Annotated in this window: 19 protein-coding genes; 18 read left to right on the top strand and 1 reads right to left on the bottom strand. The window is 37.8% G+C overall.

The genetic code is table 11. The features are described 5' to 3' along the window. Positions 1 to 218: 218 nt before the first annotated feature. The 5 genes from MKY76_RS14935 (at position 219) to MKY76_RS14915 (ending at position 3,922) form a co-directional block, all read left to right on the top strand. Positions 219 to 1,145 (top strand): alpha/beta hydrolase, encoded by a 927-nt coding sequence (locus tag MKY76_RS14935; RefSeq protein WP_333879712.1) that lies wholly within the window; start codon positions 219 to 221, stop codon positions 1,143 to 1,145. Between the two features lie 412 nt (positions 1,146 to 1,557). Then, positions 1,558 to 1,998: a LytTR family DNA-binding domain-containing protein gene (locus MKY76_RS14930; RefSeq protein WP_004231099.1), complete on the top strand. Its 441-nt coding sequence runs from the start codon at positions 1,558 to 1,560 to the stop codon at positions 1,996 to 1,998. Positions 1,999 to 2,008: 10 nt separating this feature from the next. Next, positions 2,009 to 2,476, top strand: a complete 468-nt coding sequence (locus tag MKY76_RS14925) for a DUF3021 domain-containing protein (protein ID WP_048392282.1) — start codon at positions 2,009 to 2,011, stop codon at positions 2,474 to 2,476. Beyond that, complete coding sequence (locus MKY76_RS14920) at positions 2,469 to 3,191, top strand: ABC transporter A family member (RefSeq protein WP_342556800.1); 723 nt, start codon at positions 2,469 to 2,471, stop codon at positions 3,189 to 3,191. Before MKY76_RS14925 ends, MKY76_RS14920 begins: the two co-directional genes overlap by 8 nt. Next, entirely contained in the window at positions 3,188 to 3,922 is a 735-nt protein-coding gene (locus MKY76_RS14915) for an ABC transporter permease (RefSeq protein ID WP_281216225.1), read from the top strand. Before MKY76_RS14920 ends, MKY76_RS14915 begins: the two co-directional genes overlap by 4 nt. Before the next feature lie 37 nt (positions 3,923 to 3,959). On the opposite strand, the gene MKY76_RS14910 is transcribed toward MKY76_RS14915, so the two are convergent. After that, positions 3,960 to 4,892 (bottom strand): DUF1385 domain-containing protein, encoded by a 933-nt coding sequence (locus MKY76_RS14910; protein ID WP_016994746.1) that lies wholly within the window; start codon positions 4,890 to 4,892, stop codon positions 3,960 to 3,962. Between the two features lie 151 nt (positions 4,893 to 5,043). On the opposite strand from MKY76_RS14910, the gene MKY76_RS14905 reads away from it, so the two are divergent. From MKY76_RS14905 to accC, 13 genes are all read left to right on the top strand, one after another. After that, entirely contained in the window at positions 5,044 to 5,469 is a 426-nt protein-coding gene (locus MKY76_RS14905) for a hypothetical protein (RefSeq protein ID WP_048392286.1), read from the top strand. Between the two features lie 122 nt (positions 5,470 to 5,591). Further along, on the top strand, positions 5,592 to 6,026 hold the full coding sequence (aroQ, locus tag MKY76_RS14900) for a type II 3-dehydroquinate dehydratase (protein ID WP_036126950.1): 435 nt from the start codon (positions 5,592 to 5,594) through the stop codon (positions 6,024 to 6,026). 2 nt (positions 6,027 to 6,028) lie between these two features. Then, complete coding sequence (locus tag MKY76_RS14895) at positions 6,029 to 7,090, top strand: Xaa-Pro peptidase family protein (protein WP_081010950.1); 1,062 nt, start codon at positions 6,029 to 6,031, stop codon at positions 7,088 to 7,090. 17 nt (positions 7,091 to 7,107) lie between these two features. Continuing rightward, positions 7,108 to 7,665 (top strand): elongation factor P, encoded by a 558-nt coding sequence (gene efp / locus MKY76_RS14890; RefSeq protein ID WP_004231115.1) that lies wholly within the window; start codon positions 7,108 to 7,110, stop codon positions 7,663 to 7,665. A gap of 194 nt (positions 7,666 to 7,859) precedes the next feature. Beyond that, a complete protein-coding gene (locus MKY76_RS14885) occupies positions 7,860 to 8,867 on the top strand; it encodes a nitronate monooxygenase (RefSeq protein ID WP_048392287.1) in 1,008 nt (335 codons plus the stop codon). 90 nt (positions 8,868 to 8,957) lie between these two features. Then, the gene (locus MKY76_RS14880) at positions 8,958 to 9,167 is read left to right on the top strand and encodes a hypothetical protein (RefSeq protein WP_012295089.1); all 210 of its coding nucleotides are present in this window, start codon (positions 8,958 to 8,960) and stop codon (positions 9,165 to 9,167) included. A 5-nt stretch (positions 9,168 to 9,172) separates the two neighbouring features. Further along, positions 9,173 to 9,550: a hypothetical protein gene (locus tag MKY76_RS14875; protein WP_016994741.1), complete on the top strand. Its 378-nt coding sequence runs from the start codon at positions 9,173 to 9,175 to the stop codon at positions 9,548 to 9,550. Positions 9,551 to 9,562: 12 nt separating this feature from the next. Then, positions 9,563 to 10,474 carry a stage III sporulation protein AE gene (locus MKY76_RS14870; protein WP_004231121.1) on the top strand — a complete coding sequence of 304 codons (912 nt, stop codon included), beginning with the start codon at positions 9,563 to 9,565 and terminating at the stop codon, positions 10,472 to 10,474. A 1-nt stretch (position 10,475) separates the two neighbouring features. Beyond that, positions 10,476 to 10,619, top strand: a complete 144-nt coding sequence (locus MKY76_RS14865) for a hypothetical protein (RefSeq protein WP_004231124.1) — start codon at positions 10,476 to 10,478, stop codon at positions 10,617 to 10,619. Between the two features lie 62 nt (positions 10,620 to 10,681). Further along, positions 10,682 to 11,101 carry a hypothetical protein gene (locus MKY76_RS14860; RefSeq protein ID WP_048392288.1) on the top strand — a complete coding sequence of 140 codons (420 nt, stop codon included), beginning with the start codon at positions 10,682 to 10,684 and terminating at the stop codon, positions 11,099 to 11,101. Continuing rightward, a complete protein-coding gene (locus MKY76_RS14855; RefSeq protein ID WP_004231131.1) occupies positions 11,102 to 11,656 on the top strand; it encodes a SpoIIIAH-like family protein in 555 nt (184 codons plus the stop codon). It begins immediately after the preceding gene. 200 nt (positions 11,657 to 11,856) lie between these two features. Beyond that, a complete protein-coding gene (gene accB, locus MKY76_RS14850; RefSeq protein ID WP_004231133.1) occupies positions 11,857 to 12,363 on the top strand; it encodes an acetyl-CoA carboxylase biotin carboxyl carrier protein in 507 nt (168 codons plus the stop codon). Positions 12,364 to 12,377: 14 nt separating this feature from the next. Then, positions 12,378 to 13,745 carry an acetyl-CoA carboxylase biotin carboxylase subunit gene (gene accC, locus MKY76_RS14845; RefSeq protein ID WP_004231135.1) on the top strand — a complete coding sequence of 456 codons (1,368 nt, stop codon included), beginning with the start codon at positions 12,378 to 12,380 and terminating at the stop codon, positions 13,743 to 13,745. The last annotated feature ends 12 nt before the right edge of the window (positions 13,746 to 13,757 follow it).

The raw sequence follows: 13,757 nt of genomic DNA, 5'->3' as shown, positions 1-13,757 counted from the left end.
CAATCAATGCTCTTTACATTTAGGGATTACAACAGGAAGGTCTTTTTATTTGATGATAGATTTTAGAAGGAGTATTCTTCAAAATGTGGAATTAAAATAAAGTTCGCTAAAAAGATGCATTTTACTATTGTCGATACTCAGTTTTAGTGGTTTGGCACATCACTTTATTAATCATTACATGTTTGGAAACAGAAATGACAATAAAAGGAGAGAAAAACATGAGTATAGAAATTTTTAATGGAGAACGATCTGTAGAGAGTGTGCAATTTGAAAAATTATTGTTTTCACAAAGTAATAAAAAGAGCTTTTCTAGTATTGAAAATGCTCAACAATTTATTAAGCAAAGAGGAACAGAAAATATTCACCCCTATGTGATTGGGGAGGATGTCAATCTTTTAAGCGCTTTGAAGGAGCAAACATTCGAGGATATGCAGGTTTTTATTTTAAATGACCAAAAGTCTTCATCACAAATGGTGATTCTTTATATTCATGGTGGAGCTTGGACGAATCAACCTTTAAATTTACACTGGTTGTTCATGGATAAAATGGCACAAGCCTTAAATGCAAAAGTTATTGCGCCTATCTATCCAAAAGTCCCTCATTTTAGCTATCAAGATACGTACCCAAAGATGCTCAGCTTATATAAAGAGATTCTAGCATCTATTGAAAGCTCCAATCAATTAACCATTATAGGAGATTCAGCAGGTGGAAATATAGCACTTGGTCTAATTCAACTGTTGAAGCGAAACGGTCTGCCTCAACCACAAGATATTATGTTATTGTCGGCATGTGTTGATATGAGTTTAGAAAATCCACTTATTCAGGAATATGAAGAAAACGATCCCATGTTAGCTAGTGAAGGAATGGAAGTCATAACAAAAATATGGGCAGCTGATAAAGCTCTAAAGGATCCAATAATTAGTCCAATTTACGGCGATTTTCAAGGAGTTGGCAAGATTACTCATTTTATTGGGTCCCACGAAAGCTTATATCCAGATGCAATACAGTTTGATGAGAAGTTAACAGAACAAGGCGTTGCAATCAATACCTTTGTTTATCCTAAGATGAATCATGTGTTTGTTGTGATGCCAATCCCTGAGGCAGTGGATGCGCAACAGAAGATTATCAATATCCTAAGTAAATAATTCACAGAAAAACGTGTTTTGAGCCATTCAAAATACGTTTTTTTCTATGTACATTTTTAGCAAGGTTTATTTATCTGTAGATGTTTGAAAAATAAAATTTGTGAATTGCAGAAATCGCAGAAGGATTTGTCAAAATTAGTTGGTGTTTCAAAACAATCAATCATTAGAGCTTACCTCCAATATTTTAAAAGCTCCTGAATATGATGGGTGTTTTTACGTAAGTAAAAAAAGATTCTAAGTAAGCCAAATTGTACGTTTGACCCTTTGAATAGACCTATCTAAAGGGTGTTTTTATTGTTCGCCAGAATCTTATAGATTACCACTTATTCCTTGATAACGACCAGTTGTCGATAATCCATTTACAACATGTATGGAAAAATTTATAGTGAGGCGTAGAAAGGACAGTGATCATATGAAGGTGGAAATATCGATTGACCCTACATATAAAGAACCCAAAGTAATCATTCTCACAGATAAAATGACTGATGACATTGAGCATCTTATGCAAATTATTACTACGTCAGCGGAAAGCACTTTATTAGCTTTCTCCCATAAAGGCGTTGAATTGATCGATAGTAAGGAGATCGTGCGTATTTATACAGAGCAAAAAAAGGTCTGTGTCCAAAGCATTCACGGTGTTTATACGGTACGTTTGCGTCTTTATGAGCTGGAGGAAAAGCTCAATCCTCAAATGTTTCTCCGTATTTCAAATGCTGAAATAGTCAATCGCTACATGATCAAGCATATGGACATTAGTAGAACAGGTACAATCGGAGTTGAATTGAAGAATGGCACGAAAACATACGCTTCTAGGCGTTATGTAAGCAAAATTAAGAAGCAATTAGGAATCTGAGGTGATAAATATGCGAAAAGACATTTTAACACGTATTATTGGTGGATTTTTGATCGGTATAGTGATGGGACAAATTGTGCAATTCTTTGTATCAATGGGCATAGGGCAAGGAAAATATGTTTGGGTGGTACCAGAATTTCGTGCTTACTTTACAGATGAAATAAGTGCAATAATTACTCAAATTCTATTAACGGGTGTTATTGGCATTACCTTTGCTCTTGCTGCACTTATTTTTGAAATGGCTAGCTGGGGAATGTTGAAGCAATATTTCGTCCACTTTTTCATAACGGCAATGATTTGGATACCGATTGTAACGCTACTATGGATGCCAAAAACGATGGCTAATATTTTTTCTCTCGTAGCCAGCTTTCTCGGAACTTATATTGTGACATGGGTTTTACAATATAGATTTTCACAACGTGACATAGAAAAAATTAATGCGATTCTTACCAATCGAGGTGAAGAGCAGGATGATTAACATAAGAGATTTAACAAAGCTTTATAAAGAGCGTGTAGTCGTTAATCAATTAAATTTACAAATCCATCAAGGTGAACTTTTCGCTCTTTTAGGACAAAATGGTGCTGGCAAAACAACCACAATCAAAATGTTGTGTGGGCTCCTTTCACCTACAGAGGGGGATGCCACAATTGATGGAAAAAGCATTGTGCAAAATACACAGGCTGTAAAACAAGTTATTAATATTTCTCCTCAAGAAACGGCCGTTGCGCCTAATTTAACGGTATATGAAAATCTATTATTATTCAGTCAGATTTATGGCTACGAAAAAGAAAAAGCACAACAACAAGTATATGACAAAATGGCCTTATTCGGACTGACACCACATCAGCATGACAAGGCTAAGACACTATCTGGCGGCTACCAGCGTCGTTTAAGTGTAGCAATGGCTTTAATGTCAAACCCAAAGGTATTGTTCCTCGATGAACCGACTTTAGGGATGGACATACGGGCAAGGAATGATGTATGGAACATATTGAAGCACTTAAAAGGACATGTCACGATTATTTTGACCTCCCATTATTTAGAAGAGATAGAGGCTTTAGCTGATCGTGTAGGAATTATGCATCATGGGCAAATATGTGCACTAGGCACGATCCAACAATTGATCACTGAAACAGGCAAGCATTCTTTAGAAGAGGTATTCTTGGAAAAAACAGAGGAGGCGTTATTGTGAGGGTAGCTGCGTTTGCAACAAGGAATCATAAAGAGATTGTCCGCGATCCAATCACTTTATTATTTGGTATAGGCTTACCAATTCTTTTATTGGGCTTATTTTCTGTTATGCAAAAAAATATGCCATTTGCTTTATATGAAATGAATAACCTAACACCGGGCGTTATTGTATTTAGTTTTTCTTTTCTCACACTGTTTTCAGGAATGTTACTAGGAAAAGATAAAAGTTCATCTTTTTTAATGAGGATTTTTGTTTCTCCTTTGTCTGCCGCTGATTACATTTTAGGGTATATGATACCTTTACTACCAATAGCTCTGCTACAAATTTTTGTTTGTTTAGCTACCGCCATGTTTTTAGGGTTGCCATTTAATAAGCCTATCCTCTTTATGATTCTTGTACTTCTAATAATTTCACCACTCTATATTAGTTGTGGATTATTATTTGGGACATTATTTACAGATAAGCAGGTAGGAGGGATATTTGCCATCTTTGTTAATGTGACAACTTGGTTAAGTGGAACATGGTTCGAATTAGATATGATTGGTGGACCATTCCAAAAGATTGCGCAGCTTTTACCTTTCATGCACGCAGTCAATGCAGCTAGGGCTATCTTACATGCAGAGTATGCGAATGTGTTTTATTCACTTATTGTTGTCATTGGTTATACAATAATTATGACAATTCTCGCTATCTTTATGTTTAAGCAGAAAATGCAAGGCAGTACAAAATGAAAAAAAAGGCAGCTCCGACGTTGGGCTGCCTTTTTTATTAATCATGATTTAATGTCGCAGCGATTTCAGGTTGCTGCTCTACTTGGCGTAGCATATTAAAGGAAGCAATCGCTACTTCTACTTGATCGTCCTTCGGTTCACGAGTTGTTAGTAATTGGAGCCATAAGCCAGGGTAGCCAAGGAAGCGTAACACTGGAATATTACGGCAGGCATTTGTCGCTTGTAAGACTTCAAATGAGATCCCCAGAACAACAGGAATTAATAGAATACGATCTAAAATACGAAGCCACAGTGGATCTGTAGGCACAAAGAAATATAAAAACATCCCAACGAACACTGTGAATAATATGAAGCTACTGCCGCAACGATAGTGTAGGCGTGATTGAGCTTGAACATTTTTTACGGTAATGTCTAACCCAGCTTCATAGCAATTTATCACCTTGTGCTCTGCACCATGGTACTGAAATACTCGTTTAATGAGGGGGGTTAACGAGATAAAATATAAATAGGCTAGCAGTAACAATAATTTAATACCGCTTTCCAGTAAAATTTGTCCCGTTTTTCCTTCAATCCATTTTGAGAAAAAATCAGCTATAAAAACAGGAATTAATGTAAAGGCAAATTTTCCAAATAGAAAGGAAAGAATACCTACTACAGCAACGCCCAGTATCATTTGAAGTTTAGAGCCTTCTTCTTTATGATCTTCCTCTTCACCAGGTGTCACATCATAGCGATCCCCAGCAAATTGCATGTGACGAGAACCTAAGCCAGCGGATTCAATTAGCGCGACAACGCCTCGTACAAATGGGATTTTTTTAAGCTTTTGTAACAAAGGTTTTTGTACTTTTTTGAAATGATAATAATCAATGGAATCATCGTTACGACGAATGGCTGTAACAGTATGTTCCTTTCCTCCGAACATCACACCCTCTAATTGTGCTTGTCCCCCGTATACAGGTGAATTGCTCAAGGCTAACACCACTCTCTTTATATATTTCAACTGTACCATTGTACTAAATTTAGTGAAAAACCTCTACCGTTACGCATAGTAAATTTTCTATATGGCTACACTAATCGTACATTTTAGGAAATAATTAGTGTGCATAAAGGAGAGGTATAGGGTGAAAGTAGCGACAATTACAGCACTTGTCAATGCGCTTGTTTTAGCGCTGTGCTTAAAAGGTTTACATTATTTCCATCTCATTAAATGGCATCCGATAGGGTTTTATAAAAAATGGAATTGGTTTGAAGAAAGCTCCAAATTATTTCAATGGACCTTTTTTATTTTTCTACTATTTATTATCGGCTTATTTTTATACATGACTATGCGCTATGTATATATCATCCCAGCTGTTTTTTCTTCCCTTTTATTAGGTCTTTTGGTGACCATCTCATTGGAATGGATTGCTTTAGATTTACCATTACAGCTTACGTCTTTTAAAAAACTGTCGATTCCCTTTATGGTGACCGTTATTTGTTTATTACGTTTCTTGCTTGAAACCGCCAATTTCCATCAGAAGGAACATACAGCACAAAAACAAAGTTGAAGGTACAAAATATCCCCTTCGTTTAAGGGGATATTTATGGCACCACTAGTTGAAATTAGTTGCTGAATGCACGGTGTATGATAAAATAAATGGCAAGTACATAGAAAGAGGCGAATAGAAGCGTGAAGTTATTATGTTTGAATGGACCGAACTTAAATCGACTTGGTAAACGAGAGCCACATATTTATGGACATGAAACATTGGATGATGTTCAAGAAAATGTTCAAAATCTTGCGGCTTCTTTAGGTGCTACAGTTGAATTTCGTCAATCCAATCATGAAGGGGTACTAGTAGATTGGGTGCATGAAGCAGAGGACGAAAAATATGATGGTATTATCTTTAATCCTGGTGCATATACCCATACAAGCATCGCATTGCATGATGCGATAGCAGGTATTTCTGTGCCAGTTATCGAAGTACATATTTCCAATATCCACAAACGTGAGGCTTTCCGACATCATTCCTATCTTGCTCCGGCCTGCCTTGGTCAAATTTGTGGACTAGGTACGAAAGGCTATGAACTGGCACTACGTACATTTATCGAGAGGGAGAATTGATTATGTTGAAATTACAAAAGCTACGTAAAGCACTTCAAGAACAAAGCATCGATGGTATTTTAATTACGAATGGGTACAACCGTCGCTATATGACAGGTTTTACAGGGACAGCAGGCGTAGCAATTGTGTCTCAAAATGATGCTGTATTTATTACAGATTTCCGTTATACAGAGCAGGCTGCTGCACAAATTCAGGACTTCCGTATTGTCAAGCATGAAGCCACAATTATTGAAGAAATTGCTACTCAAGTAAATAATATGGGTATCAAATTATTGGGCTTTGAGAAAGATACTGTAAGCTATGGCACTTATGAACTGTATAAATCGAAGATTCAAGCAGATTTAGTGCCGATTTCTGGGCTAATTGAAAAAATTCGCTTGATTAAGACGGAACAAGAGATTAATATTATTAAGGCTGCGTGTGAAATTGCAGATCACGCATTTACACATATTTTAGGCTTCATCAAGCCTGGTAAAACCGAGCTTGAAGTTTCGAATGAATTAGAATTTTTCATGCGTAAACAAGGAGCAACTCAGTCTTCGTTTGACACGATTGTTGCGTCTGGTCTTCGTTCAGCATTACCACACGGCGTTGCAACGAATAAAGTGATTGAAAAAGGCGACTTTGTTACATTAGACTTTGGTGCGCTTTATAATGGCTATATTTCGGATATTACACGTACTGTGGCTGTGGGAGAACCATCTGAAAAATTGGTAGATATGTACAATACAGTCCTTGCTTCTCAACTGTTAGCACTTGAAAAAGTGGGTCCTGGATTAACAGGTATTCAAGCGGACGCGATTGCACGTGACTACTTAAAAGAAAAAGGATATGGCGAAGCATTTGGTCATTCTTTAGGACACGGTATTGGTCTTGAAGTACATGAAGGCCCTGGCTTATCGATGCGTTCTGATACAGTGCTAGAGCCAGGTATGGCCGTGACGATTGAACCAGGTGTTTACTTACCTGGAATCGGTGGTGTCCGTATCGAGGATGATATTTTAATCACAGAAACGGGTAATGAACTACTAACACATTCGTCAAAAGAACTCATTATTTTATAAACTTTGGAGGAACACAAATGATCTCAGTAAACGATTTCCGTACAGGTCTAACAATTATTGTTGATGGCCAATTATACCGCGTGTTAGATTTCCAACACGTAAAACCAGGTAAAGGTGCTGCGTTCGTACGTTCTAAATTGCGTAACCTACGTAACGGCTCAGTGAATGAAAAAACATTCCGCGCTGGTGAAAAAGTTGAAAAGGCACAAATCGATAATCGTAAAATGCAATATTTATATGCACAAGGTGACGAGCATGTATTTATGGACTTGGAATCATATGAGCAAACTGAACTAGCTTCATCTGCTATTGAGTATGAATTAAAATTCCTAAAAGAAAACATGGAAGTGCATATTCAATCTTACCAAGGTGAAATGTTAGGTGTTGAATTACCAAACACTGTTCAATTAGAAGTAACAGAAACAGAACCAGGAATCAAAGGTGATACAGCTTCTGGCGGTACAAAACCTGCTACTCTTGAAACAGGTCTAATCGTACAAGTACCATTCTTCGTTAACCAAGGTGACGTTTTAATCATTAACACGGATGAAGGTTCTTACGTTTCACGTGCATAATGATCAGCCTACTCTTTTCATTAAAGAGTAGGTTTTTATTTTTTTCTTATACATATACTGTCAAATCGTTCATTTAATGTGATAATAGATAGAAGCACTATTTAATTTTTATTGAGGTACTATCAAGTTTCTATCATCAGATAGATGGTCATTACTGGTAGAATTGTTTACAATCAGAGTAAGGAGTGAAAGGTATGCTACAAACAACATTTGATATGCGATATCCAATTATACAAGCACCAATGGCAGGCGTGACATCACCTAAATTTGTGGCGGCTTGTGCTGAGGCAGGCCTATTAGGTTCAATTGGTGCAGGTTACTTAGATGGTGAACAAACAAAGCAGTTTATTCAAGAAGTGAAGAAATTAACGACAAAGCCCTTTGCGGTCAATTTATTTGTGCAAGAAGAACCCAAAATTGATGTCGAGGTTTTACAACAAGCCAGAATGGCACTGCAACCTTTTTACGATGAATTAGGATTATCCCCTGTACAGAGCGTAACATCAAAGGAAGTTTTTGCAGGACAGGTTCAAGCTGTGATTGAAGAAAAGGTAGCAGTTTGTTCATTTACATTTGGGCTGCCATCTCCAGCTGTTCTTAAACAATTAAAAGATCATGGCGTCTATACGATTGGTACTGCTACCACATTAGAGGAAGCCATACTGGTGGAGCAAGCAGGAATGGATGCGGTTGTATTACAAGGGGGAGAGGCTGGCGGTCATCGAGGCTCTTTTACTGACCCTCTGCAATTAATTCCATTGCATGACTTACTACAACAAGTAGTGGGAAAAGTTGCGATTCCAATTATAGCTGCGGGAGGCCTTGTAACCAAAGAGGATATTCAAAAGGCACTTGAAAGTGGGGCACAGGCAGTTCAAATTGGGACGGCTTTACTAGTGGCAGATGAATGCGAAATTTCGCCACTCTATAAAAATGCTGTATTGGCATCAAAAGAACAACAAACGACGATTACGCTTGCATTTACTGGTAAACCAGCAAGAGGTTTAGCAAATGATTTCACGAAACGTATGGAGGATGCGACAGTAGCACCCTATCCACTACAAAATTATCTAACGACTACCATTCGTAAGGAAAGTGCTGAGCAAGGTAATGCAGAATATTTATCCATGTGGATGGGTGAAAATAGTCACCTCATACAGCAAACGGATACGGTGAAAAACATTGTGAGCAAACTATTATAATTTTTTATCGTAGAAGATCTCTATACATCTGTATAGAGGTCTTTTTTTTTGAAGAGCGACATATATTGCTGTACACGAGGGGGCGTAGGAATGGAATTACAAGACGTATTAAGAGTTGCTGGAGTGGGACTAGTCGTTGCGCTTCTTCATGTTTTCTTTGATCAAACAGGGAAGAAGGAGTTTTCATTTTTCCTCTTTTTCATTGCTTACTTATATATGACAGCAGAATTACTTCGATTTTTACGTCTATTCTTTAATGAGATTTTAACCTTCTTCCAATGGCTTACCTCATCCGGGTAATGTGAATGGAAATTGTTATCGTCGCTGTTGTCATGCTGCTTTTATTATTGCTGATAAAAGAAGTTATACAGCCACTCCATGCGCTAATCAGTGTGATGTTTTCTTTTTTGCTTTTTGGCATGTTGTTCTCGACGCTTTTATTGCCTTTCGCCAAACAATTGTTAGAAACACTTGCGTTTTTACCTTATGCGAAGGCTATTTTAATCAGTGCAAGTATGTTCTATGTCGGGCAGTGGGTGGCATTGCTTTTGGCAGAACATAATTATAAAGTGCTCGGGAACATCGTTTTTGCTGCGGTGAAAATTGTGATTTTGCTGTATTGGTTTAAAGAATTTCTGGCTGTTCTACAGGAGGTGTCGGCCATTTTAAAAAGGCTAAACTAAGGAGCGAAGCCATTGCAGGAGCAAATATTATCGTTTTTAATCGACCCATTCTTTCTCTTGCTCAAGATGACGCTCATGCTTTGCAGCTACGTCATCATCATTTTGATTGTGAACATGCTATTACCAGAGTTTGAAAAAGGGACAAGGATACTTTTTTTTCTTATCGTTTTAGCAACAATCGGTCCTGTTGTTGTCAACTCCTTTACATTAATTGATGAAATTGCACAAGGACTAGCCCATCTATTTACGGCATTTTATCCAATTCTTACATCAAGCTTTTTATTATCCAGTAGTATTACAGCGATTGCTTCCTGGCAGCCTTTTTTACTGTTTTTTGTACAAGTCCTCACCATTATCAGTAGTAAGTGGCTTATTCCTGGCGTGCTTTTGGCCATTGTCTTTGATGTATGCAGTGTGATCGTAAAGGAAATCTCCTTTACTCGAATAGCTGAATTGATTCGCTTTACAATTATGAGCATCGTGTCGGCCTCAGTTATTTGCTATGTCTTACTGATGACCGCAAGTGGTGTAGCAGCATTTAGTGTCAATGCGGCTGTAGCGGAGCCTGTGAAAAAGCTAATTGAAGAAAATATTCCAGTTGTTGGTTCTTTTATTGTGGATAGTTTTTCGATGTTTCAGCATATGACTCAATTTACATCTTCTCTTACAAGTATTAGCGCCTTTATCGCCGTCATTACGGTGTCTTTTATCCCAACCGTGCAGCTTGTAGTTAGTGCCTATTCTTTGAAAATGCTCGCTGCTATTTTAGAACCGATTGCCTTTGATGATATTTGTAGACTACTAGATCAAGTTAGCAAATCACTATTTACTTTATGTGCTGTATCATTTTTAATTGCTTTTTCATTTATGTTTTCTTGTTTTTTCCTCATTGTGTTCGTACAAGTCATGGCAGGGGGGAGATAGATTGATTCTTTTATTGGCATTGCTGTTTGTCTGTCAGATTTTTGTGTTTCTAACGGATGATAAGGAAATAATTTCACTGACAAAGTTGGTCATCACGTTAGTATTTTTGCAATTGCTATTAAAGATTCCATTTATCAATTCATAGGAAGAAACAAGCGTACATACACTTGAAAAAGAGAAGATGAAAGGAGGCAATGTACAAGTGATGTGGAAAAGACACGAAAAAAAACAACGTCATTGATGGTTTTAATTTTGATAGCTGCCTCCGTGGGAATTTTCATCATTTTACCTATGTATCAAACGAATTCAACAAGCGACAATGGTTCACCGCTCACGAATGAAGAAAAACTTGAGCAAACCCTGAAGGCAATGGAAGGTGTTGGGAAGGTTAAAGTCTACTTTTATTATGGAGAGATGACAGATGATCAGAATGCCAATAAACTATTCAGCCAATATTTTCGAGGGACTGAACAAGGCACGAAAAACGTGACAGGAATGCTCGTTGTTTCAGAGGGTGCTTCCGATATCTTTGTGAAAAATGAAATTCGTGCTGTCGTCAGTCAAGTGATGCAATTACCGATTCATCGAATTATTATCGTTCCAATGGAAAATAAGGAGGAAAAGTAAATGCGCGTACGTAGAAGAACAGTTTGGTTTATGACATTATTAAGTTTAGTAGCAGTCATTTCAGTGTATTATTTGGTAGATCCAGCAAAGCAATTCAATGGTCTTACTATTTTTACAGATGATACACTGCAACAAACAGCTGTCACAGGTGTTACAGATCAGGAGGCAACAAATGATATAACACAAGAAGTATCTTCACCAAGTCACTTATTTGAAGAAATGCGTATGCAGGTTAGTGATGAGAGAAGCCAGCTTCGTGAGCAGTTAACACAAAAGATTGCCTCAGAAGAATATTCTGCCGAAGAAAAAAATGAAGCATATAATGAAATGGATGGCCTTATTAAACGTGAATCAGCTGAAGCTATGCTGGAGATGCTCGTTAAATCATTAGGCTACTCGGATGCGTTTGTTCGTGCTGAGGGAGAAAAAGTGTCGGTGACAGTGATGGCAGAGGAATTGTCAAAAGCACAAGCAAACGAAATTATTTATCTGGTAAAAACAGAGATGGAAGGCGCAAATGATGTGCAAGTAAAGTTCAGTGCAAATAATTATTAAAAAATAGAGAAAAAAATAAATTTTTAGTTAATTCATAAAAGGTTGTTATATATCAGCTTCATGAAAAGGCTTTCGCTTAGTAAAGGAAAGCCTTTTATTTTGTTCATATTTACTTAATTTTCATTTAACTATTTCAAATTGATACGAAAAAATATAGAATAGTTATTGTAGTAGATTTTAATTCATAAGGAGAGTTAGAAATGTTCAAAATTCAAGAAATTCGTGAAATTATCAAATTAGTGGATTCTTCTTCTATTGACGAGTTTGTGTATGAAGTAGATGGCGCAAAAGTAAAACTTAAAAAGAATAATGTTGTTGTTACAGAAACTGTAGCACCTAAAAAAGAAGTAGTAGCCCCTGTTGTACAACAATCTGCACCAGCAGAAGCTCCAGCAGTAACACCTGCACCAGCGAAAGAAGAAGCGCCAGCACCAGCTGCAGCGGCACCATCAGTTAACGACCCATCGTTACATAAAATTGTATCTCCAATGGTCGGTACTTTCTATCAAGCACCAAACCCAGATTCTCCTGCTTACGTAAAAGTGGGTGACAAAGTAGGGGACGAAACAATCGTATGTATCGTAGAAGCAATGAAATTATTCAACGAAATCGAAGCAGAAGTGCAAGGGGAAATCGTTGAAATTCTAGTTAAAGATGGCGACTTAGTAGAGTACGGCCAACCATTATTCCTTGTAAAAGCTGAGTAAGGAGTGCAAAACAAATGAAAAAAGTTTTAATTGCAAACCGCGGCGAAATCGCTGTGCGTATCATTCGTGCTTGTAAAGAGTTAGGCATTCAATCGGTTGCTGTGTACTCTGAAGCAGATGCTGACGCATTACATGTGAAGTTAGCAGACGAAGCTTATTGCATCGGACCGAAGCTATCAAAAGATTCTTATCTTAGCTTCCCAGCGCTACTTAGCGTAGCTGAAAAGACAGGTGCTGATGGCATCCACCCAGGATATGGCTTCGTATCAGAAAACGCTGATTTTGCTGAAGCTTGTGAAAACGCTGGCATTAAATTTATCGGTCCATCATCTGATTCTATTAAAATTATGGGCATCAAGGACGTTGCACGTACAACAATGGAAGCAGCAGGCGTTCCACTTGTTCCAGGTACTGGTATTGTACCAGATATCGAAACTGGTAAAGAATGGGCTGCTAAAATTGGTTACCCTGTCATCATCAAAGCAACTGCTGGTGGTGGCGGTAAAGGAATCCGTGTAGCACGTACAGAAGAAGATCTTGTAAAAGGTATTGAAATTACGCAAAAAGAGGCTGCTGCAGCATTCGGTAACCCTGGCGTATATTTAGAGAAATTTATCGAGTACTTCCGTCACTGTGAAATCCAAGTTTTAGCAGATGGCTACGGTAACGTGGTGCATTTAGGCGAACGTGACTGTACGGTTCAACGTCGTATGCAGAAGTTAGTAGAGGAAGCTCCATCTCCAGCCCTATCCTCTGAGCGTCGTGCTGAAATGGGTGCAGCTGCAGTAAAAGCGGCACAAGCATGTAACTATGAAGGTGCTGGCACAATCGAGTTTATCTATGACTATCAAGAGGACAAGTTCTACTTCATGGAAATGAACACTCGTATTCAGGTTGAGCACCCAGTAACAGAAATGATTTCTGGTGTAGATCTTGTACAACAACAATTAAAAATTGCATCTGGTGAGAAGCTTCCATTCACACAAGATGATATAAAATTAAATGGTTGGGCGATTGAATGCCGTATTAACGCAGAAAATGCCTATAAAAACTTCATGCCTTCAGCAGGAACTGTTGATACGTATATAACACCAGGTGGCTATGGTGTACGTATTGATTCTGCTGTCTATGCAGGCTATACAATCCCACCATATTACGATTCAATGGTAGCAAAACTAATTGTTCATGCGGATACACGTGAAGAAGCGATTGCGAAAATGAACCGTGCCTTAAGTGAATTCGAAGTATCTGGTCCTGGAATTAATACAACGATTCCATTCCACCAAGCACTAATGAACAATGATGTCTTCAAATCAGCGCAATTCAATACGAAGTTCCTAGAAGAGAACGATGTATTGGGTGTAGCAGAAAAAGTGAAGTAAGCGTTCGCAAGT

The organism is Lysinibacillus sp. FSL P4-0201 (genome assembly GCF_038593425.1).
GTDB lineage: Bacteria > Bacillota > Bacilli > Bacillales_A > Planococcaceae > Lysinibacillus > Lysinibacillus capsici.
Note: the sequence above shows the minus strand (reverse complement) of the source record. Positions and strands in the feature narration are given on the sequence as shown.